The following is a 21,671-nucleotide window of genomic DNA, read 5'->3' on the forward strand; positions in this document are numbered from 1 at the left end:
GGGCAAGTACAGGGTAGGCGTCTACTATCGACTCTGGGCCTGGGTTCGTCAAATCAGCCTCAGAACGGCTTACAAAAAACAGATCGCGACCGCTAACGCCAAGTATCCCGTGGCGATCCAATCTCGGATCGTCCAGCGATCGCTTTTGGCATTGTAGCGGAGGTATTCTAGCAGCAACCCCGTCGGGCATCCGAACCGACAATAGGCCATCGGTATGAACAGCGATGCCACGATCCCCACAATCGCAACGACGATGGTGGCCCATCCTGCAATTGGAAATAGATACGCATCAAAGGGCTCAATGTCGACCAAGCTGAATGAGAGTCCCGCCAACACGACGACGAGACACCACAGCAATAGCAATCCCGGAATCAGCTTCCATAGTTTCGTCAGGGTCCGATTCAGCGAAACCTGATAGCCGATCCGTCGCTTGACGAGCTGCTGGACGGCTCCGTGCGGACACAGATGGGAGCAGTAGAGATTACGTTTGGTGAAGATCGGACAGGCGAACGCCGCAATCGATAGCATGACCAGTCCCGCTGCATTTCGCCACGGCAACCCGTGTTTGGCCCAGCCTGCGATCATGGCTTGCGAGAGCAAATTCCCGACTGTCCATCCAAGGTAAACAATGAGGATGAGTTGAAAGGCAATCCGCAGACGCTTGTTCGCACGAAGACGCGTGAATCCAATGATGATCGCCGCGACAATCACCAGACCGGTACCCAAATCATGAATACTCAGCCAACTCGACTGCTCTGGGGAACGTGCGTTCTGCGCGGACTTAAGCTGTGTTTGCGCCGCGGCAACAATGCCCTCGGCGACCGCAAGACTCGTCATGGTCGCGCCCGACACACCTTCGACCTGCATTGCTTGTAGGTCGGCAGACGCAAGTTCGTCCAGCGAGAGTTCGTTGAACGTCCTGCGGAAATAGTCATCCTCGCGCACGTAACCCACATAGGGTTCATTATCGTACGATTGTCCGACCACGAATCCATTGACATGTTTGTCTAAATTCAATCCGATAAAAGTGTCGGTGGGGCCTTGATATCCGACGATATTATCTGCCGCTGGCGAACTGCGGAGGACGTACCCAGCGAGCTGATCAGCGGCGTAAACTGCTGTGAGATCTGATCGGTCGCCGGATTGCAGGTGATCAGCATCCGGAAACAGAGACTGAAGTTCTGATATCTCTGCTGGCTCGGGAAAACGCAAGGACGTTTTGGCTCCGCCCAAACGGTGAATGATGGATTCACTGATTGCCAAACTGGTGAGAGTGGCTCCGGAGACCGCGTCAACCTGAACGGTGCCGGCAACCTCGCTACGTGATTTGCCATCAAACGATGATAGGAATCCGGGACTCTCACGCACTTCGTCTAGATGCTCGCGAGTATCCCCACTGCGAAGGATACTGACACCGACAATGGAATCGTCAGGTCCGAACGCCACGAGCATATTCGTGGGCCCCGAGAAGCCAATGATATGATCGCTAATGGGGGACGTCTGCAAGACGTAGCCAAGCGGCCCATCGTCGGAGTTGAGCACAGCGCGTGAGCCGTCCTCATTGACGTCGCCGAGCGCTGCGGCGTCAGGCATGATGCGCGCGACATCATCGATCCCGATAGCCGGATCGCGGGCGGTATGGCTCGTGCCGACCGCGAAACGCGAGTGCACGAGCAGGATGATCGTCGCGAATAGGCCCACACGGACTGCGTGGACCAGAATGCGACGAGCCGAATCAGACAGACGCATTATTTGTCGACTGGCTTCACTCGGATCGCATCAGCATGGACGTGCCCCCCAGCATCCTTAGCCGACAGGGTGACCGAACCACGCACTGCCTGACTAACATCTATGGTCCCGAGTGACACAAAGAGTCCATCGATAGGTGGTTCGACGGTCATGTCAATCGTCTGCTGCAGCGAATCATTTCCCAATTGCAGAGTGACGGCAACTCGCTTGCCACGATTTTCATGTGCTTGATAGGCCAAGAGAATCTCTTGCTTTCCCGACGGAGGCGTAACGAAATCAAACCGAATCTTAGCGTCCGGGCTGCTGCTGTAGAGGTAGCGTTCACCGACGAACTTCGCCAAGCCAGTGCCCGCAGTCCAGCTACCGGTGCGTTTGGCAGCGGAATCGTCAACGATAACTCCACTGAACGTCTTTGGATCGATTCCTTTGGAAGGGTCACTGGCCTGTTTCGATACCGGGGGTTTGGCCAGTTCCATGGCATCGTCAGGAATCACGAATTCCGCATCGACGCTCTCACGATGAGCTTTGCCGGGTAGTTTCAGCATTGCATCGAGCTCTGGCCAATAGTTGTAATAGATATCACGCGGCAGGCACTTGTGCAGTCGGCATAGCGAAGCCGCTTTCCCAACGACTTCGCCCATCATCCCGCACGTCTTCATCACCCGAGTCGTCCCCAACGCTTCGTGGGTCACGCTGATACACCGCCCCGCCATGAACAGGTTGGGAATATTTCGCGAGTAAAAACAACGGTATGGGATGGGATAGCCCACCGCGCGATCGACACCCGAGCCGTGGACGGCGATTGAAATAAACGGGTTGTCAGGAAACTTCTCGGCGTACTGTTTTTTGGGGTAGTGCAGATCGACGGACCAGGTACTCGGCACGGTACCGTCGACGAACTGCTTCTTTTGGATGATATCGTCGTGCTCCAAAATTACATCCCCGAGCAATCGACGAGACTCGCGCGGCCCGCCGATGTAGGCTAGCCACGTCATCGTCGCATGCTTGTGCTCGGCCGCTCCACCGCGGTTCTTCATGGCGTTGAAGGCACCGTAGGACGCTCTCAGATTCCAGTCGCGAATGCCTTCGGCATCGCCGATAGCATCTTGATCGAACCCGGACTCCCAGAACCACTGAGCGTGGTGGTCCCGTGGGTAAGGGAAGTCTTGCATCTCCAAATCGAGAGCCCAGGGTGTCTCGGGAAAAACGACCTCTTCGTCCATCTCGTCCCACGCCCACATGTTACTCATGCCCATCCGGCCATCGGGTGACATGTCAAAGTCAGCGCCCGCTAAAAATCCGATCGTGGCATGTCCGGTGCAGTCAGCGAACAAGGGCGCCACGAACCTCAGTCGCCGGCTGGTTTGTGTGTCAAACGCCTCGACGCTCTGGATGTAGTTCTCATCCATTTCGACCTGATACGCATGATGGTTTAAAAACAGATCAATGTTCGGCTCGGCGCGGACGATGGCCTCCTTCTTTTCATCCTCGAATTCTTCGTAGGTGCCAGGTGACTTCTTCGCGTCGTCGGAGATTTCTTCGACTATTTCCCCAATCCGGGGATACTTGCCACGCCGGATCTCGCCCTTGGCCCATACCCGAACTTCACTCGAGCCATTGCCGCCGAGCACGCCCCGATCCTGGATCAGCGCGACCTGACAACCGGCGCGGGCGGCGGCGATCGCAGCACCGAGACCGGAATAGCCACCGCCGATGACGACGAGGTCGTAACCATCTTGGGTGGCCACTTCTTCGTCGATTCCGAGTAACTCGCGGCGCCACCCTGGCAGGATCGTGTCGTCGTTGGGCGGTGCCTCATTCGACTGGGTGAGGTAGATCGCATCACATCGACCATCGAACCCGGACAAGTCGCGCAGCGTGAGCTCCACTGTCTTCTCAGGGATCTCGACAGTGCCACCGTCCTGCCAGTGCCAATCAGCGCCCTCGGTGCCGAATGTGGTCTCCAGGGGCACACCGTCGATGAGCAATTGGAACCGCCCCGGGGTTCCGGGGGCTCCCCACCGGGCGACCCAGTCCTTCGTACGCACATACACGTGATATTCGCCTGGCGTGGGTACTTGAACGGATCCAGACGCGTCCGCTACAGGCTTACCGAGCCCGTGAGCCAACAGATAGGGAGACCCCATTTCGCGAATGAACTGCGTGTCAAGCTTCCAACCACCGGCGGTGTTCAGTGACTCGGCCTCAACGAGCACGCCAGCGGCGGATTTTCCATCAGCGAACGCTGATGTCGGCGCAACCGCAGCCGCCACCCCCAGACCGGCCATCGCCAGGGGGAGCAGAAGCGTAGAAAAGAACTGCAAGAGGTTTCGGTGTATCGACATTGGCGCTCGGAAGGTAGGTGGGAAAAACGGAAGGTAGGTGGGAAAAACTAGGTGGGGAATGATCACGTCAGGAATGCCCTTGGCGCAACATCCCACCAGTCTAGATGAATCGTGCGGCAAATGTTGTTCGCGGTGCATGGGTTATGCGATTGGGATCCGCGTAGCGGGTAGGCGACCTGCCTGCTGCCAGTTAGCGCGACGCACAGATGAAACGCGGACGTGGTGCCATGTCCGCGAGATATCGCCGGAAAGATCCGCTCAGCGATCGCATGATCACGAGGGCCATGGCTCGCGATTTTGGCGAAATCGGTTCGCTAGACTGCGCGGATTTTTAAGTTTACTATCCGGCTATCAAAGGCCGAACTGGCCGATGATTTGCACCCCTGACGCGGCAGCGAACATCTCGACATCCAAATTATGACGATCGCTTCGGGTTCGTATTTGCATGTGAATTTCGCGAACACCTAACTCAACGGGCCGCTAAGTGGCAGTTGCTTTCCCAATCTAACCTTCCTTCCGACGCAATTGACTGTAGCGATGAGTACTGCCAATCAGATTTTCACCGGTTGTATCCCGGCGTTGATGACGCCATGCGATGCCCACGGAACGCCTGATTTTGACGCGCTCGTCCGCAAAGGACGTGAGTTGATGGATGTCGGCATGAATGGGGTCGTGTATTGCGGATCGATGGGTGACTGGCCCTTGCTCAGCGACGCCCAGCGGCAAGAGGGGGTAGCGAAATTGGTCGCTGCCGACATTCCGGTCGTCGTGGGAACCGGTGCCCAGAACCCGAAACTCGCTGCCGAGCATGCCGCTCATGCCAATCGCGTGGGCGCCGCAGGACTCATGGTCATTCCTCGAGTCCTCTCTCGGGGCACCTCGGTACCGGCCCAAAGAGCTCACTTCGGCGACATCCTCCGTGCGGCCAGCAACGTCCCCGCTGTGATCTACAATAGCCCCTACTACGGATATCAGACCAAAGCTGACTTGTTCTTTGACCTTCGCCGAGAACATGCCAATCTGGTCGGCTTCAAAGAATTTGGCGGCGCGGAATCACTCAGTTATGCGGCCGAACACATCACCAGTGGTAATCCTGATCTGGCGTTGATGGTGGGTGTGGACACGCAAGTCTTCCATGGCTTTGTACGCTGCGGCGCCGTCGGCGCGATCACAGGCGTTGGCAATGCGCTGCCGCTTCAAGTCCTCCGGCTTGTCGAACTTTGCCAGCAAGCGGCAACCGGCGACGTCGAAGCCAGACAATGGGCTCTGGAGTTGGAAGCGGCGATGGCGGTGCTGTCGAAGTTCGATGAGGGAGCCGACCTCGTGTTGTACTACAAGCGACTGATGGTGCTCGAAGGCGACCCCGAATACCAGCACCACTTCAATCCCTCTGACGCGCTGAGCGACAGCCAACAGGCGTTCATCGACGATCAGTGGCGTCTGTTCAAGAATTGGTGGGCGCAGTGGCCGGGTGCGAAAAACGCTGCCCGCCCCCTCGCTCAATGACTTGGCAAAACTGACCTTAGGATGGGACCGTTGTCCCGTCCGAGGTCTCGTTTTGCTGAACCGTCGTCGAGTTGGTCGCTCGGGACATTGGTCCCAAGCTACGAATCCAACAAATCTCAGCACCTAGAGTCTCGTAAATGATGCAGCTGTTTGAGAATGTGAAAGTAATCGACACGCACACCGGTGGAGAGCCGACGCGCGTCGTCGTCGCAGGCGGACCGGACTTAGGTAACGGGCCGCTCATTGAGCGGGTTCGACGAATGCAGCGGGATTCCGATCACTTTCGTCGCATGATGATTACCGAGCCACGTGGTAACGAAGCGATGGTCGGCGCGCTCCTCTGCGAACCGACGGACCCTGATTGTGTTGCGGCAGTCATTTTTTTTAATAACCGAGATTACCTCGGTATGTGTGGACACGGCACCATCGGAGTCGCTGCGGCGATGGCGTACGCTGGTCGCATCGAGCCCGGCGTCCATCGGCTGGAAACACCGGTGGGTGTGATCACGTTTCGCCTGACCGGTGCCAATCAAGTTTCTTTTGATAATGTGCCCAGCTATCGCTTGCATCACGACATCGCGGTGGATGTCGACGGTTTGGGCACCGTCCGTGGCGACGTCGCCTGGGGTGGCAACTGGTTCTTTCTGACTGCATCTCCGCTGCCGCTATCACTCTCGCATCTAAGGGAACTCAATCACGCGGCGCAGGACATTCGCGATGCGCTCCGGCGTGATGGCGTGAGCGGTGTCGCTGGCGCGGAGATTGATCATGTCGAGTTTTTTGGTGCAGCGCAAGCGGAGGACGCCGATAGCCGCAACTTTGTCTACTGCCCAGGCGGTGCCTACGACCGCTCGCCCTGCGGGACCGGCACCAGCGCCAAACTGGCATGCTTGGCAGCAGACGGCAAGCTGAAACCAGGCGAACCATGGATCCAGGAGAGCATCATCGGCAGCCGATTTGTCGGCAGTTACGAGCCGAGTGGTCCCGGAGCCATCCTCCCCACTATCACCGGGACCGCCTATGTGTACGGGGAATGCTGCTTCGTTGCACAGGTGGGGGACCCGTTCCCGCACGGTATCGGATAGTCGCTGATCGCTCCGTCGATCAGTAGGACAGCGCATCATGGAAGCGCATCATGGATTCGCGGTTTAAACGTGAGCGAGCCGTCAATTTGCCGGTCGCCAAAACGATGGATCGGCGGAGCGATCCACCACCAACTTACTCGGCAACGATTGCAATGACACGATGAGCTCTGAACTGCCCTATTACAGCGTCTTTGATCTTTTCAAGATTGGCATTGGCCCATCGAGCTCGCATTCGGTCGGCCCTATGCGGGCTGCGGAGATGTTCCTGCATGAACTGTCCGAGCGTCATCTAATCGCGAGCGTCCAACGCGTACGTGTTGATCTCTATGGTTCTCTCGCTCTGACCGGTCTCGGCCACGCCACCGACATTGCCGTGCTGATGGGCTTGCAAGGCGAGGTTCCCGATCAGATCGATCCTGAATTAACCGCTGAAAAGATCCAGTCCATCCGCCAAGACAAAAAATTGCAACTGGCCGGGAACCAACAGATCGTCTTTGATGAAAATACCGATCTGGTGTTCAACCGCAGAACCACGCTGGACACCCATTCCAATGGCATGCGGTTTCAGGCATTCGAGACTTGCGACGCAGTAAGTCCAGTCTACGAAGCAACCTACTTCTCCATTGGTGGCGGGTTCGTCATTCCTGCGCAGATTACAGACGATGAAACGACGGGGATTCGCTCGCCAGCTTCGCCCGAGGTGCCCGTTCCTTATCCATTTTCGTCCGCGCGCGAGTTACTGGAATTGACTCAGCAGCATGGTATTTCCATCAGTGACCTAGCCCTCGCGAATGAACGAGCATTGCGGAGCGACGAGGAAATTCGCGAGGGTCTTGATCGGATTTGGAAAACGATGCGGGACTGTGTGGAGCGAGGTTGCCGGGTCGAGGGCATCCTGCCTGGTGGACTGAAGATCCGTCGCCGCGCCCCTGGTTTGTTTCGCAAATTGAGCGAACAGAGCGATTCCGAGATGCGCGACCCGATGACGGTTCTCGATTGGGTCGATCTGTACGCGTTGGCAGTCAATGAAGAGAATGCAGCGGGAGGGCGGGTCGTGACGGCACCGACCAATGGGGCGGCTGGCATCGTCCCGGCACTGCTGCACTATCTCGATCGATTTTGTGATTCGGTCACACCGGATACGATCCGACGATTCCTACTGACCGCTGCCGTGATCGGCTCGCTCTACAAACGCAATGCTTCCATCTCCGGTGCGGAGGTGGGTTGTCAAGGCGAGGTCGGCGTGGCCTGTTCGATGGCTGCAGGTGCATTGACCGAAGCGTTGGGAGGGACGCCCCGGCAAGTAGAACAAGCTGCCGAGATCGGCATGGAGCATAATCTTGGATTGACCTGCGATCCGATCAAAGGCCTCGTGCAAGTCCCCTGTATCGAGCGTAACGCCATGGGAGCGGTCAAAGCGATCAACGCGAGTCGCTTAGCGTTACGCGGAGACGGCGAGCATTTCGTCTCACTCGACCGCGTCATCCGCGTGATGAAACGCACCGGAGCGGACATGTCATCACGTTACAAAGAAACATCCCGAGGTGGGCTCGCCGTCAACATCAGTGAATGCTGAGATCACATCATGATGCCCGCAGCCCCCGACGCCGGAAGGCGACAGTGAGACGCCGCTGTTCGCATTAAAATTCCTTGGCGATGCGGTCACCGGTGGCCTGGTCAATGTTCCGCCAGTACTCCACTGCGCGCTCCAGCACGGGTTTCGTGACATCTGCCTTGAGGTGCCCCACTACGTTGGAAACCAAGCGATCACGGGCGGCGTCGTCCATGACATCGCGGACGAGCGTTCCAGCTTGGCCAAAATCGTCATCGTCTTGACGCAGCGTGTAGGCGGAGCGGATGAACTCGCCATTGGCGGCCCACGTCGCTGATTCCGGATAACGCTCCGGATCAGCCGCCGGACCGCCCTTGGAATTGGGTGCGTACACCGGGTCGCTTACATTCTCCACCCGCATCGGGCCGTCTTTGCTATAGCTGAAGACCGGACACTGAGGTTTGTTAACCGGAATTTGTTTGTAGTTGACGCCGATCCGGTGACGGTGGGCGTCCGCGTAGGCGAACATGCGGCCGAGCAACATCTTGTCAGGGCTAATACCGATGCCCGGCACCAAATTATTGGGTTCAAATGCAGCTTGCTCGATCTCGGTATGGAAATCGGTTGGGTTGCGATGCAGTGTCAGTCGACCAACCTCCTGCAGTGGATAATCCGCATGTGGCCAAACCTTCGTAAGATCGAATGGATTGAATCGATAGGTCGCCGCCTCCTCGAACGGCATGATCTGCATGTGCAAAGTCCAACGGGGGTAGTCACCGTGCTTGATCGAGTTGAACAAATCACGCCGGTGGTAGTCGCTATCGCTGCCTGCGATCTGATCAGCCTCCGCTTGGGTCAAAAACTCAATTCCTTGATGAGTCTTGAAATGGTATTTCACCCAGAAGCGTTGACCACTTGCATTCACCCACATGTACGTATGACTGGAGTATCCGTTCATATGCCGGTAGGTCTTCGGGATCCCCCGGTCGCCCATCAGCCATGTGACTTGGTGGGCTGACTCAGGCGAAAGCGTCCAGAAGTCCCACTGCATATCGTGGTCTCGAAGTCCGTTGTCAGCCCGTCGTTTCTGGGAGCGGATGAAGTGCTGGAACTTTAAGGGATCGCGCACGAAGAACACGGGCGTGTTATTGCCGACCATGTCATAGTTGCCCTCGCTCGTATAGAACTTCAGTGCAAACCCACGCGGGTCCCGCCATGTGTCGGGACTGCCTCGCTCTCCGGCAACCGAAGAGAAACGGATCAGCGTGTCGGTTTTCGTGCCCGGTTGGAACACTGCCGCTTTTGTAAAGGCACTCACGTCATGGGTGACTTCAAAATGACCAAATGCGCCCGAGCCCTTCGCATGCGGCTGACGCTCGGGGATGCGCTCGCGATTGAAATTGGCCATCTGCTCGATGAGGTAATGATCATGGAGCAAGATGGGACCATCGGGACCGACACTCAGGGAGTGCTCGTCACTAGCGACGCCAATTCCCGCATCAGTCGTCGTGGGATTGCGATCGTTGTTCGTCATCTTGAAATTTCCTTTCAGGTAGGCATCGGGGCAAACGCGACCGCAGTGTAACACTTGGCAGTACCACGATGAGCCGCAGCAGGGCCGAAATTGATCTCTCAACGACCACCTTGATCAAAATCCGACCTTAGCCTGTCACTGACCCTGGACAGCAACCGTCTTGCCTAAGCTTGGCACGCAAAATGCATTGAGCGCAAGCACGCATATTGAGCGTTCGGATTGTCCTGGACACTTCACGCGGTCGCGGTCCCAATTACAAAGTTACAACAAAGATATCTTCATGGTTTGGTTGATTGGCTGGGTCGTCTTCGGACTGCTGATTGGACTCATCGCGCGAGTTTTAGTACCAGGAGAGCAGCAGTTGGGGTGCCTCCGCACCATGCTGTTAGGTATCGCGGGATCGTTCGTCGGTGGAGCCCTTGGATATCTGTTTCAAGGTGGTTCGTTGGTCCAATCGAGCGGTTGGATCGGGTCACTGGTGGGCGCTGTGATCTTGCTCGTTATCTGTGTTCGTCGAGGAAAGTTCATCGACTAAGAAACTCTTGCTAGTCGCCGGCTGCGTAAGACCGCGCGGCGGTGTGGAATGATCGCTTCAACGTGGCGTGTTGGTTCGATTCGCTAAGTCACGAGCCAACCGACTGCGGCTCGTCCTGCTTGGCTTGGAGACAGCATCCCCAGTTGGACCTATGATCTAACGAGTTGCACGTATTCTTTTTGTTTCGCACTTCGCTGACGATCGCTTCTCATCGATTCCAACCTCATCGAACCATTCTCCATGTCCGACACCACGGGTTACCAACTCGCACTTTTGCACCGTAATTCCCAAGCTAAAGCGGCACAGCGTTCCACACTTATTTATCTCGGGATCAGCGCGACGTTGCTGGGGCTGATGCTAGCGGACTACCTCACTCCATTAGGGGTGGCGGTTTGGATTTTTTACTTGATTCCGATCACGTTTTCACTGTTTCTCCGATCCAAAGGCATGCCGCTGCTGGTGACCGCAGCGTGTACCGTGCTGATGGCGGTCACATTTGTGACGGACATTGACGGTGCCGACCGAGACATTGCCCAGATCAATCGCATCTTCGGAATTTCAAGCTTCTGGATCATCGGGACGGTGGGCTATTTCTACATCGCCAATAACACCATTGTCAGGCAACAAGCTTGGATTCAGTCGGGCAAAGCTGGTCTCGCCGGTACGATGGGCGGCGATCTCAAACCAGCGGCCTTCGGCGAGAACGTGTTGACGTTTTTGGCGGAGTTCGTAGATGCCGATGTCGGAGCGTTCTTCGTCAGCGACGGCGAGGTCTTCAACCGCACGGCAACCCATGGCATTTCGAGTGCCGCGAACATGCTCGATCAAGCTTCCGCGTCGGAAGGTTTGATCGGTCGAGCGATAAAGAGCGGTCGCCTGATTCATTTCACCGATGTCCCTGATGGCTACCTCACAGTCGGTACTTCGCTAGGCCAGGCCCAGCCGCATAGCGTGGTGATTGTGCCCATGAATACGGAAAAAGAAGTGAACGCGGTTGCTGAACTTGGCTTCATGCGTCCTGTGTCGGAAGACGTTTTAGCGTTCTTGGAGACGATTTCTGAGCCCGTGGGCGTGGCCGTCGCATCGTCGCGCTACCGCTCGCATCTGCATCAACTGTTGCTTGAAAAACGCCAGCAGGCTGAAGAACTGCAGCAACAGGGTGAGGAACTCAGGGTCTCCAACGAGGAGCTCGAAGTCCAAAGTCAGGTGCTTCAGCAATCTCAAGCGCAGCTGGAGCAACAACAAGTCGAGCTCGAACAGAGTAATATTCAATTGGAGGAGCATGCACAACTGCTGCAGTCCCAACGTGACGAATTGGCCCGTGCGACTTTGGCAACCCAGGCCAAAGCGAAGGAAGTCGAAGCGGCCAGTCGCTACAAGTCCGATTTTCTCGCCAACATGTCACATGAACTGCGGACCCCGCTGAACTCGTCGCTGATCCTCGCCAAGTTGCTGGCGGAAAACGCCAGCGGCAACCTCACGCCGGAACAGGTGGAATCGGCCGAGACGATTCATTCGGCAGGCAACGACCTTCTGCACCTCATCAACGACATCCTCGATCTATCGAAAATCGAAGCCGGAAAGATGACGGTCCGCCCCGAGCAGACCTGGCTGGCCGACGTCGTCAGCGAACTTGACAAGACGATGCGCCCCCTCGCCACTCAGAAGCAACTGAAATTCCATACCAGCATCAGCAGTGATGTCCCTGAGCAAATATTCACTGATCAACAGCGGCTCGAACAAATCCTGAAGAACCTGCTATCCAACGCGATCAAATTCACTGATCGCGGAGAGGTGGCGTTACGGATAACAATGCATTCCCAGGACGCCGTATCCATCGAGGTGTCCGACACTGGTATCGGCATCGCTGAGGAAGATCAGCAAGCCGTCTTCGAAGCGTTTCGGCAGGTCGATAGTGCGGCGACGCGAAAGTTCAATGGTACCGGCCTGGGACTGTCCATCACGACCGAACTGACGCGAATTCTCGGTGGAAAGATGCGGCTCAACAGCAAGGAAAACGAAGGCAGCACCTTCACTCTCATCCTTCCCGTGGCGTATCAGCCCAGCGAGGAGGATGCTGACATCGCCCTCGCACCTTCGCCCCCGATCAACCCCACCGATCGAGACAGGCCTCCCGTGGCGACGGGGACGGTGGCGGCGGGGAGTATGGCGGCGGGGACAGAGACAAAGAATTCCGTATCACCCCCGCCGACGCGATCCCGTATCTCCGATGACCGGCAAAAACTGCGTGGGGACCATCGTGTCATTCTCATCGTGGAAGACGATGAATCGTTTGCGGAAATCCTAGCCAACGTTGCTCGTGAAATGGAGTTTCAGTGTGTGATCGCGACCACCGCCCAGGAGGCGATGGCGTTGGCGGCCCAGTTTTTACCGCAAGCCATCGTGCTGGACGTTGGCCTCCCCGATGAAACCGGCCTGGTGGTCTTGGACCGCCTCAAACAGGATGCTCGCACGCGGCACATACCTGTGCACATGATCTCTGCCAATGATTTTTCTGAAACGGCCCTCGCTTTGGGTGCGGTTGGATATGCCGTGAAACCAGTGACTCGGGAGATGCTGTTGGAGACCCTGCAGTCACTGCAAACCCAATTGAATCAACGGACTCGCCGCGTGTTGGTAGTCGAGGACGATGCGGTGCAATTGGACAGTCTTCAAAAACTGCTGGCCTCACGCGATGTTGAGACCGTGGGGGCGCAGACTGTGGCAGAATGCTTGGAGAATCTCAAGACAACCACGTTTGACTGCATGGTGCTCGATCTCACTCTCCCCGACTCATCAGGCTACTCCCTGCTGGAAACTCTCAGCAGCAACGACGATTATTCCTTTCCTCCCGTGATCATCTACACCGGGCGTGAACTCTCGACCGAACAGGAGCAATTACTCCGCCGGTACTCCAAATCCATCATCATCAAGGGGGCGATGTCCCCTGAACGACTGCTCGACGAAGTAACTCTGTTTCTACACCAGGTCGTCGAAGAGTTGCCCGAAGCACAGCAGCAGATGATCAAGAAAGCCCGAAGTCGGGAGGCGGCACTCGAAAATCGCCGAATCCTGGTGGTCGAAGATGACGTGCGCAATATCTTTGCATTGACCAGTATCCTGGAACCTCGCGGTGCGAAAGTGCAGATTGCCCGCAATGGCAAAGAGGCATTGGCTGCGCTCGATGAAACGGGCGAACATGCCGATGCGAGAATCGATCTGGTACTGATGGATGTGATGATGCCGGAGATGGACGGCTTGACAGCGACCCGAGAGATCCGCAAACAGGCTCGGTTTCGCGACCTGCCGATCATTATGCTGACAGCCAAGGCAATGAAGGACGACCAACTCGAGTGCATTGATGCAGGAGCGAATGACTACATGGCGAAACCACTGGACATCGACAAGCTCTTGTCACTGGTGAGAGTCTGGATTCGCAAACGCTAAACGACGGTGGGGCACGCTGACGGAAGATTTTAAAGAACCAATCACAGGACCAGAGCCAATGCCAAGTTTGCATTCAGGATAATATTTTGACAGCGAAGATTCACGATATTGAACTGCGGTTGTTGCTGGAAGCAATTTTCCTCAAATATCATTACGACTTTCGCAACTACTCACCTGCGTCATTGAAACGTCGGTTGGTCCTTGCTCTGGAGCGTTTTGACTGTGAGACGATCTCGCAGTTACAGGATTTGGTTTTGCATAACGAGGCGACACTCCCCGATTTGCTCTCCTATTTAACGGTGCAAGTCAGCGAGCTTTTTCGGGACCCTCCGTACTTCAAGGCGTTACGAGAGCAAGTCATCCCGCACCTGCGCACCTACCCTTCACTGAAAGTATGGATCCCGGGTTGCGCCAACGGAGAGGAAGTCTATTCGATGGTCATCTTGTTCCGCGAAGCGGGACTTGAGGAGCGGACGATCTTCTACGCCACCGATATCAACGCCGAGGCGCTCAAACGTGCCGAAGCGGGTCGCTACGCGTTGGATCGGGTAGGATTGTTCACTCAGAACCACCGCTTGTCTGGCGGGACAACTTCCTTGTCGGACTACTACACAGCGGCGTACGGGGCGGCAATTTTCGACAAAACGCTGAAGAAACGCATTGTCTTTTCCGATCACTGCCTGGCCTCGGATGCCGTATTTGCGGAGGTCCATTTGATTTCCTGCCGCAACGTGTTGATCTATTTTCGTAAGGAACTTCAAGATCGTGCCATTGCGCTATTCAAGAACTCGTTGCCCCGCAACGGTTTCCTCGGGCTGGGAGCAAAAGAAAGTCTCCGTTTCTCCAAGCATGCCGATGGCTTTATCGACTTCGATCCCAAGGAAAGAATCTATCGTCGCCGAGGTGAACTATGAATCGAGAAATTCATTCGGTCGTGATGGGCGCCTCTGCCGGTGGCATTGAGGCCGTCTCCGCCATTTTATCTGATTTGAGGTTGGAACTACGCGCCCCGATCGTGATCGTAGTGCACATGCCATCGGCCAAAGACAGCCAGCTCGCTACCTTGTTACAATCAAAATGTAGACGCCCCATGATCGAAGTGGAGGACAAGCAGTCACTCGATCCCGGACACGTCTATCTCGCCCCCCCCGACTACCACGTGTTAGTCGAGGACGAAGTCTCATTGGCGCTGAGCAGCGACGAACAAGTCAATTATTCGCGTCCGTCGATTGATGTTCTCTTTGAAACAGCCGCGGACGTATTTGCCGAACACGCACTCGGAATTATCTTGACTGGCGCGAACAAAGACGGCGCGAAAGGGCTCAGCGAAATCATTCGAGCCGGCGGACACGGCTTGGTCCAGGAACCCAGTGAGGCTCATTGCCGCGCGATGCCGGAGGCAGCCATCGCGGCCTGCCCCACTGCCAAGGTGATGAACCTTATGGAAATTTCACAATATTTGAATGATCGGATTTGAGCAGATGAGTAACGAGACACCCGCCGCTGTCAATTTTTTGATCGTGGATGATCGTGAAGCCAATCTGATTGCCCTTGAACGACTCCTGCAACGTGACGGATTGAATCTGCTCAAAGCGAGATCCGGTGCCGAGGCGTTGGAATTGTTGCTCCAGTACGACGTCGCATTGGCTCTCGTCGACGTCCAAATGCCTGGTATGGACGGGTTCGAATTGGCCGAGTTGATGCGTGGTTCGGACCGCACTCGCAGGATCCCGATTGTCTTCGTCACCGCAGGCACGACCGATCAACGACGCCGATTTGAGGGCTACGAAAAAGGGGCTGTCGATTTCCTGCAAAAGCCGATTGAAAACGATGTTTTGAAAAGCAAGGCCACGGTGTTCTTTGATCTTTACTCCGAGCGACAGGAGGTGACTCGCCAGCGGGACGAGATGGCGAAGATCAGCCGTGAAAACGCGAGACTGCTCGAGGAGAGCCGGCAATTTGCCGCAGCGCTTCAGCGTGCCGATCAACGCAAAGATGAATTCTTAGCGACACTCGCTCACGAACTTCGCAATCCCTTGTCACCCATTCTCAGTGGAATCCAACTGCTGAGCATGATGTCGAGCGAGGAAAGCAATCCTGAGGAGAACGCGGAAATGCTCGAAATGATCGAGCGTCAGGTGCACCACATGGTTCGTCTTGTCGATGATCTACTCGAAGTCAGCCGGATTACAAGCGGCAAAATTCACCTCCAGACAAGCTCCATCAATCTAGCCGATGTCGTCAAGCACGCCATCGAAACAAGTGAACCCAATATCGAAGCAGGACAACACCAATTCGCCATCCATGGACCCACTGAGCAGCTCATCGTTAACGGCGACATGACTCGACTCGCCCAAGTGATTTCCAATCTGCTCAACAATGCCGCGCGATATACACCCAGCGGTGGTCAAATCTCGCTGAGCGTCACCTCGGACGAGTCATTTGCCTATATCACGGTGAAAGACAACGGAATCGGAATCCCGGTTCAGATGCAAGAACGCGTCTTCGAACTCTTCGCTCAGGTAAACCGAAAACTCAAGCAAAGTGAGGGTGGACTCGGCATTGGCTTGGCACTCGTCAAACGGATTGTAGAGCTGCACGGCGGCACCGTTACGGTAGCCAGCGACGGGGAGAACCAGGGCGCTGCATTCCGAATTGCTCTCCCCCTGCTCACCAGCGAATCCGCGCCCAGCGAGGCTGTCATCACCGACGATACCACTGCATGCAACGCTCTCAAAATCATGGCAGTCGATGACAACGTCGACGCTCTGAACAGTCTGAAACGGTTGCTCGTCGCAATGGGCCACGACGTCGCGACAGAGGAATCTGGCGCAGCAGGAATCCAGCGGTTTCAAACGTTTGGTCCGTCCTGCATGTTTCTCGATATCGGCATGCCCGAGATGGATGGTTACGAGGTTGCCAAACAGATACGCCAATTGCCCGGCGGTGATGCCGTGAAACTATTTGCGTTAACGGGTTGGGGACAGCAACAAGACCGGGCGCGTAGCGACGCGGCAGGATTCGACTTCCACCTTGTCAAACCGGTCACGAAATCCGCGATAGAACAACTGCTTCGCTCGGTGAGTCACTCGCCCGACTTGGGATGAATGTAGACCACGACTTCGGTGGGAATGGTGCGTTCCACCGTCAAATCCTTCGGAACGTTCTTAAGACTTGCTGCCGTTGGCTTGCGGATCATACGTTGATCACCCATCTGGTCAAGCTTGAATGAAACGACCATGTCCGCTGGGTCCAACATAGAAAATGCTGGTTCGGACCCTGACAGAGTGACCTTCACAAGGGTTTGCTTCGGCTCGTCGATCTCCCAGTCCTTTGCCAGATTACGGTATTCAACCGGCACGTCGAACGTCCGCTGGATCGTGTCGGTCCGGTAGGCGAACAGGTACCACAGGCTCGTGGCCAACACGACCGCGAGGCACTTGTTGGCAAGATTTCGCAGCAGCGGTGACGAAGACGTCCCCGGAGACGGCAGTTGGCTAACGAAGTAGCTGCGCAATCGCTCAGTTAGCACGGACGAATCCACGACATCGAGTTCACCGTCACGAGCGATCGTGATGGTCCCGACTTCCTCGGAAACGGCCACCACCATGGCATCGCAGCGTTCGGCGAGCCCCAGTGCGGCAGCGTGTCGCGTTCCACCACCTCCAATCTTCTGTAGCTCGGAAGTCAATGGCAGATGAACACCGAGTCGTTCAATCCGAGAATCAGTAATCACGATGGCACCATCGTGTCCCGGTGATTCGGAGTGAAAAATGCTCAGCAGGATTGGATAGCTGATATCCGCATTCACATTGATTCCACCTCGCACATGACGGTCGAGTGGTTCGCGGCCGGGGAACACAATCAATGCACCGATGCGTTGTTTCGCCATCGCGGCAACCGCTTCGACAATCGCGTCACTGACATTGTCAGATGGTGTATTCGCGGAGGATCCGGAAAACCATCGGTAAGCGCCTAACCGTTCGACACCGTGCCGAATGTCCTGTTGAAAAACCAATACAAACGCAAGCAAGATTCCCATAAATCCATACTGGAACGCGGCCGTCGTCATGTACAGATCGAGCCATCGGGCCAGCAGGAAAATCCCCGACATCAACACCACCGCGATCCCCAGGGAACGCGACGCGCGACTCCGCAGCCAGTTCAATAGGAGGTAGAGCGCCAACGAAACAATTGCGATGTCGACCACGTCGGCAACGCGGACGCCGCTGAGTACTTCGCTGGCAAACATCGTGGTGATTCCTGCGTATCAATGGCCAGGCACAGCGCCTCTCAGTTGCAATCGCGGACGTCGTGAATAGCGACCAGGGAACTGACTATCGAACTTGTGTTGCGCTCGGAAATAGGGCTCATTGAGCAAGTCCGGGGCGTGGAAGCTTCCGTGACGGTATGGATCGTAGGCATACCCATACCCGTAATAGGGTATCCCATTGAAATCACTAAGGCCAGAGTATCCGCGATATCCACTCACATACCCCCCGCCGATCGTCACTGACTGGCCGCGCACCGCACCAGCGCGATGGTGGTGGTCGCCAGCCTCAGCAGATGAAGTGGCGATGGTAAGGAACAGGCTGACGCAGAGGGAGGTAACGCGTGACATCTTCGCTTTTCCAGGAAAGAGTGTGTGACCAGAATTTCCAACTCTACGTCTCAATTTTCGGCCCGTGATTAAAACCTCTGAAAATCCATCTGATTGATGCGTGCTTGCCGCCGCAGGACTCAGAAAATGGCGGCTGGGCGACGGCTCGGCGCACGGAGACCTATTCCGTTTTAAGCCGGGGGGAGACCAACAGCAGCGAATTGGCATTCTCGACCGCCACTTGATTTGGGAAGTCGACAGGCAAGGCCCCGTCAGCGGTGTGTCGAATCACGTTGAAGCTACAACAAGTTTAATGCCAGTGGCCAACATCACGACCACCAGAAACACAAACACAAAACGGCTGCCGCGCTTGATCGCGAGCTTGGCACCTACCACGCCGCCGAACACATTGCCAACTGCCATCGTCAAGCCTGGCACCCAATCCACCATGCCATAGGCGATAAACGTGATTGCCGCTGCCAAGGTGACGACAAACCCAATGCTGTTTTTGACTGCGTTAGAACCAGCGAGGGTCGAGTCCGTGAAATAGCTCATCCCCAACAACAGCAGGATCCCCATGCCGGCTTGAATGAATCCGACGTAGACGCCAATGGCAAAGAAGACTGGGATCTGAAAGGCGGCAGGATATGTCCGATGCTCACCGGACTGGAGAAAACGCTTGGGATTGGCCATCAAGAGAATGGCCATCGCAATGAAGAGGACGCCAAACATGCTCTCAAATGCGTCTGCCGAGAGATACACGGCAAGCAGAGCCCCCACCGGAACACCGAGCAGGGTCGGGGCACCCAAGCGGATCGTGAGCGTCCGATCAAGATGCCCGTGTTTGCGGAACGTGGCGACTGCGGCTGCAGTCGAACACAATATCGCGATGCGATTGGTCGCATTCGCAATTTTGGGATCCAAGCCGAACAGCATCAGCGTGGGGAGTGTCAGGAACGAGCCCCCGCCCGCAACCGTGTTGACGATGCCCGCGAGAAATCCGGCTAACATCAGCAAAGCGTACGACGTGACGTGCCAGAGCAATAGTTTCTCGCGACAAAAAAGAGTTTTGCAAATCACCGCTCGCAACGATCGGCAACTCCATCATATCAAATCCAGTGGCCCCCACCGCGCCAACCTTCGTTCCAACAGATGCCGGTCGCGACAATTCTGGGGTAAGATCGAGAGCCCGTCAGGCAGCTGACTCATTCGACTAAGCCGCCTCCTTGGGGACTATTTCTTGAATGCCAGCGAATCGGTATAGATTCGCAGCGTGCAAGCCCGATCAAAGCGAACAACAACATTCGAAAACCGCTCGTCCCCGCCGTCGTTTTGCGAGCGACCAAAGCTCACACTTAACCACAATCCTATACATCATGACATTTGCTACCCGGATTAACCAAGCCATTTCCCGCACAGGTTCGGTAACATGCGTGGGGCTGGATCCTCGAAAGTCACAGTTGCCCGCGCCACTTCGCGAGCACATCCGCGACAATTCGCCGCATGCCTGGGCGAAAGCCTACACCCAGTTTTGCTGTGAGATCATTGATGTTGTCAAAGACATTGTGCCCTGTGTGAAGCCTCAGGCAGCGTTTTTCGAACAACTCGGCCCGGCCGGGATGGTGTCTCTGGGTGAGGTGATTCACCACGCCACCCAGGCCGGTTTGATTGTCATCACCGATGGCAAACGCAACGATATCGGCAGCACGGCGACTGCGTACGCAGACGCGTATCTGGGCAGTGCGGTCGCAATTGCTGCAGCGGGCGGCGATCCGGCAGGGGCGAGCCCATGGGGCAGCGACGCACTGACGGTCAGTCCATATCTCGGTCGCGACAGCATCGAGCCCTTTGTGGACGTATGTGACCAGCGGGCAGCGGGCATCTTTGTGTTGGTCAAAACCTCCAACCCTGGCGGCGGTTACCTGCAAGACCTGCGGTGCGGCGAGCAGATGGTCTACCAAGCGGTGGCGGAGCTGGTCACGTCACTCAACGTGGATCGGCTCGATGCCGACGGATACGGACCGATCGGAGCGGTGGTCGGGGCGACATACCCTGAGCAACTCGCCGAATTACGCGCCGCGATGCCCCACAGCATTTTGCTGGTGCCCGGCTTTGGTGCCCAAGGCGGGGCCGCCGATGATGTCCGGGTGGCGTTGGACGATTCAGGACGTGGGGCTGTGATTAACAGCTCACGCGGGATCATCTTCGCCCACGCTCGCAGCGAGTTTGCAGAGAAATACGGGGACGCGAAGTGGCAAGATGCTGTGCGAGCGGCCACCGAAGAGATGAATGACCAACTCAAGAGCTGAAATCGGGCTTGGAATTCAAGCTCCAAAAGCTTTCCCATACCCTGCTTGTGCGATTTGATAGTCGCGCATAGTTTTACGCCATCTTTTTCCACTGCCACCGCAATTTTGCCCGCCGAGATTGTGCTATCTTCTGTGCGACACAATGTCGCGGACGCGGTGCTGGCCTTGTCATCGGTGCGGTCTGCGGCTGATAATCCCTGCCCGCAGCCACCCCCGAGGGACTTGGCAGGCGGTTATAAGTACCCGACGCGACGCTGTTTTGCCACCGAGTTCATTAGGTCGATCATGAAGCGATTTCTGTTCCCACGATGGGTCAATCCGTTCCTGGGCGTACTCGGATTAGCGATCCTTGGCGGCCTGGTGTACGCGACGGCAATGGGTGGCTTGGTCACGGATCCGCAGACCCTCAACGTGGGCTACATGCCTACGCAGCCGGTCCCGTTCAGTCACGCGTTGCACGCAGGCCAGTTGAAGATGGACTGCCGCTACTGCCACAACACCGTCTTTGACGCCGCTCACGCAGCGGTTCCACCCACAGCGACCTGCGTCAACTGCCATGCTCCTGCGGGTAGCAATGGCCAACCTGCAACCTCCGCGGTGCATACCGAGAGCGAGCGACTGCAGCCGATCCATGAGAGCTGGCGTTCGGGTCGCAGCATGGCGTGGAAACGCGTCCATAACTTGCCTGAGTTTGTGTATTTCAATCATGCGGTGCATGTGAATTCTGGAGTGAGCTGCAAGTCCTGCCACGGTCGCATTGACCAAATGGAGACGGTTTTCCAAGCGGAACAACTGTCGATGGCATGGTGCATTGAGTGTCACCGCAACCCCGACGAGCATCTTCGCCCGATTGAATTAGTGACCAAACTCGATTGGGTTCCGCCGGAAGACTGGGATCAAGCGGCGTTCGCGAAGGAGCAGCGTGAGAAACTCAATATCAACCCTCAGACCCACTGTGCGGTCTGCCACCGCTGAGTAAGCGTTCCCGTTTTTTCGATTCTTCGTCAGC

The 21,671-nt window shown here is 56.3% G+C and carries 16 protein-coding genes; 10 read left to right on the top strand and 6 right to left on the bottom strand.

The window, feature by feature from the left end; genetic code table 11:
* Positions 1 to 69: 69 nt before the first annotated feature.
* Positions 70 to 1,749 (bottom strand): FMN-binding protein, encoded by a 1,680-nt coding sequence (locus Poly21_RS12190; protein WP_146407304.1) that lies wholly within the window; start codon positions 1,747 to 1,749, stop codon positions 70 to 72.
* Positions 1,749 to 4,094, bottom strand: a complete 2,346-nt coding sequence (locus tag Poly21_RS12195) for an FAD-dependent oxidoreductase (RefSeq protein ID WP_146407305.1) — start codon at positions 4,092 to 4,094, stop codon at positions 1,749 to 1,751. Before Poly21_RS12195 ends, Poly21_RS12190 begins: the two co-directional genes overlap by 1 nt.
* A gap of 537 nt (positions 4,095 to 4,631) precedes the next feature.
* Between Poly21_RS12195 and Poly21_RS12200 the strand changes: the two genes are divergently transcribed.
* The 3 genes from Poly21_RS12200 (at position 4,632) to Poly21_RS12210 (ending at position 8,261) form a co-directional block, all read left to right on the top strand.
* Positions 4,632 to 5,600 carry a dihydrodipicolinate synthase family protein gene (locus tag Poly21_RS12200; RefSeq protein ID WP_146407306.1) on the top strand — a complete coding sequence of 323 codons (969 nt, stop codon included), beginning with the start codon at positions 4,632 to 4,634 and terminating at the stop codon, positions 5,598 to 5,600.
* 137 nt (positions 5,601 to 5,737) lie between these two features.
* Positions 5,738 to 6,685, top strand: coding sequence for a proline racemase family protein (locus Poly21_RS12205; RefSeq protein ID WP_302118764.1), 948 nt, complete (start codon positions 5,738 to 5,740; stop codon positions 6,683 to 6,685).
* A gap of 160 nt (positions 6,686 to 6,845) precedes the next feature.
* A complete protein-coding gene (locus tag Poly21_RS12210) occupies positions 6,846 to 8,261 on the top strand; it encodes an L-serine ammonia-lyase (RefSeq protein ID WP_146407307.1) in 1,416 nt (471 codons plus the stop codon).
* 64 nt (positions 8,262 to 8,325) lie between these two features.
* Here Poly21_RS12210 and Poly21_RS12215 read toward each other — a convergent pair whose 3' ends face one another.
* Positions 8,326 to 9,771 (bottom strand): catalase, encoded by a 1,446-nt coding sequence (locus tag Poly21_RS12215; protein ID WP_146407308.1) that lies wholly within the window; start codon positions 9,769 to 9,771, stop codon positions 8,326 to 8,328.
* A 280-nt stretch (positions 9,772 to 10,051) separates the two neighbouring features.
* Here Poly21_RS12215 and Poly21_RS12220 point away from each other — a divergent pair, with 280 nt between their 5' ends.
* The 5 genes from Poly21_RS12220 to Poly21_RS12240 all read left to right on the top strand — a co-directional run bounded on the left by Poly21_RS12220 (position 10,052) and on the right by Poly21_RS12240 (position 16,860).
* Positions 10,052 to 10,306: a GlsB/YeaQ/YmgE family stress response membrane protein gene (locus Poly21_RS12220; RefSeq protein WP_146407309.1), complete on the top strand. Its 255-nt coding sequence runs from the start codon at positions 10,052 to 10,054 to the stop codon at positions 10,304 to 10,306.
* A 240-nt stretch (positions 10,307 to 10,546) separates the two neighbouring features.
* Complete coding sequence (locus Poly21_RS12225) at positions 10,547 to 13,753, top strand: response regulator (RefSeq protein ID WP_146407310.1); 3,207 nt, start codon at positions 10,547 to 10,549, stop codon at positions 13,751 to 13,753.
* Positions 13,754 to 13,839: 86 nt separating this feature from the next.
* Complete coding sequence (locus Poly21_RS12230; protein WP_146407311.1) at positions 13,840 to 14,667, top strand: CheR family methyltransferase; 828 nt, start codon at positions 13,840 to 13,842, stop codon at positions 14,665 to 14,667.
* Entirely contained in the window at positions 14,664 to 15,230 is a 567-nt protein-coding gene (locus Poly21_RS12235; RefSeq protein ID WP_146407312.1) for a chemotaxis protein CheB, read from the top strand. The genes Poly21_RS12230 and Poly21_RS12235 overlap by 4 nt, the downstream gene beginning before the upstream one ends.
* Positions 15,231 to 15,234: 4 nt before the next feature.
* Positions 15,235 to 16,860, top strand: a complete 1,626-nt coding sequence (locus Poly21_RS12240; protein ID WP_146407313.1) for a response regulator — start codon at positions 15,235 to 15,237, stop codon at positions 16,858 to 16,860.
* Here Poly21_RS12240 and Poly21_RS12245 read toward each other — a convergent pair.
* The 3 genes from Poly21_RS12245 to Poly21_RS12255 form a co-directional block, all read right to left on the bottom strand.
* Positions 16,839 to 18,005: a diadenylate cyclase gene (locus Poly21_RS12245; RefSeq protein ID WP_146407314.1), complete on the bottom strand. Its 1,167-nt coding sequence runs from the start codon at positions 18,003 to 18,005 to the stop codon at positions 16,839 to 16,841. The genes Poly21_RS12240 and Poly21_RS12245 overlap by 22 nt on opposite strands.
* 18 nt (positions 18,006 to 18,023) lie before the next feature.
* On the bottom strand, positions 18,024 to 18,374 hold the full coding sequence (locus Poly21_RS12250) for a hypothetical protein (RefSeq protein ID WP_146407315.1): 351 nt from the start codon (positions 18,372 to 18,374) through the stop codon (positions 18,024 to 18,026).
* A 267-nt stretch (positions 18,375 to 18,641) separates the two neighbouring features.
* The gene (locus Poly21_RS12255) at positions 18,642 to 19,364 is read right to left on the bottom strand and encodes a sulfite exporter TauE/SafE family protein (protein ID WP_146407316.1); all 723 of its coding nucleotides are present in this window, start codon (positions 19,362 to 19,364) and stop codon (positions 18,642 to 18,644) included.
* Positions 19,365 to 19,729: 365 nt separating this feature from the next.
* Here Poly21_RS12255 and pyrF point away from each other — a divergent pair, with 365 nt between their 5' ends.
* Both pyrF and Poly21_RS12265 read left to right on the top strand, forming a co-directional pair.
* Entirely contained in the window at positions 19,730 to 20,662 is a 933-nt protein-coding gene (gene pyrF, locus Poly21_RS12260) for an orotidine-5'-phosphate decarboxylase (RefSeq protein ID WP_146407317.1), read from the top strand.
* Positions 20,663 to 20,947: 285 nt separating this feature from the next.
* Complete coding sequence (locus tag Poly21_RS12265) at positions 20,948 to 21,637, top strand: cytochrome c3 family protein (protein WP_146407318.1); 690 nt, start codon at positions 20,948 to 20,950, stop codon at positions 21,635 to 21,637.
* Positions 21,638 to 21,671 lie beyond the last annotated feature (34 nt).

The organism is Allorhodopirellula heiligendammensis (assembly GCF_007860105.1).
Classification (GTDB): domain Bacteria; phylum Planctomycetota; class Planctomycetia; order Pirellulales; family Pirellulaceae; genus Rhodopirellula; species Rhodopirellula heiligendammensis.

Bases quoted from the DNA above. Each gene is read 5' to 3' on its own strand.
- Poly21_RS12190 (WP_146407304.1), bottom strand. From the start codon at position 1,749: ATGCGTCTGTCTGATTCGGCTCGTCGCATTCTGGTCCACGCAGTCCGT.
- Poly21_RS12195 (WP_146407305.1), bottom strand. From the start codon at position 4,094: ATGTCGATACACCGAAACCTCTTGCAGTTCTTTTCTACGCTTCTGCTC.
- Poly21_RS12200 (WP_146407306.1), top strand. From the start codon at position 4,632: ATGAGTACTGCCAATCAGATTTTCACCGGTTGTATCCCGGCGTTGATG.
- Poly21_RS12205 (WP_302118764.1), top strand. From the start codon at position 5,738: ATGATGCAGCTGTTTGAGAATGTGAAAGTAATCGACACGCACACCGGT.
- Poly21_RS12210 (WP_146407307.1), top strand. From the start codon at position 6,846: ATGAGCTCTGAACTGCCCTATTACAGCGTCTTTGATCTTTTCAAGATT.
- Poly21_RS12215 (WP_146407308.1), bottom strand. From the start codon at position 9,771: ATGACGAACAACGATCGCAATCCCACGACGACTGATGCGGGAATTGGC.
- Poly21_RS12220 (WP_146407309.1), top strand. From the start codon at position 10,052: ATGGTTTGGTTGATTGGCTGGGTCGTCTTCGGACTGCTGATTGGACTC.
- Poly21_RS12225 (WP_146407310.1), top strand. From the start codon at position 10,547: ATGTCCGACACCACGGGTTACCAACTCGCACTTTTGCACCGTAATTCC.
- Poly21_RS12235 (WP_146407312.1), top strand. From the start codon at position 14,664: ATGAATCGAGAAATTCATTCGGTCGTGATGGGCGCCTCTGCCGGTGGC.
- Poly21_RS12240 (WP_146407313.1), top strand. From the start codon at position 15,235: ATGAGTAACGAGACACCCGCCGCTGTCAATTTTTTGATCGTGGATGAT.
- Poly21_RS12245 (WP_146407314.1), bottom strand. From the start codon at position 18,005: ATGTTTGCCAGCGAAGTACTCAGCGGCGTCCGCGTTGCCGACGTGGTC.
- Poly21_RS12250 (WP_146407315.1), bottom strand. From the start codon at position 18,374: ATGTCACGCGTTACCTCCCTCTGCGTCAGCCTGTTCCTTACCATCGCC.
- Poly21_RS12255 (WP_146407316.1), bottom strand. From the start codon at position 19,364: ATGTTAGCCGGATTTCTCGCGGGCATCGTCAACACGGTTGCGGGCGGG.
- pyrF (WP_146407317.1), top strand. From the start codon at position 19,730: ATGACATTTGCTACCCGGATTAACCAAGCCATTTCCCGCACAGGTTCG.
- Poly21_RS12265 (WP_146407318.1), top strand. From the start codon at position 20,948: ATGAAGCGATTTCTGTTCCCACGATGGGTCAATCCGTTCCTGGGCGTA.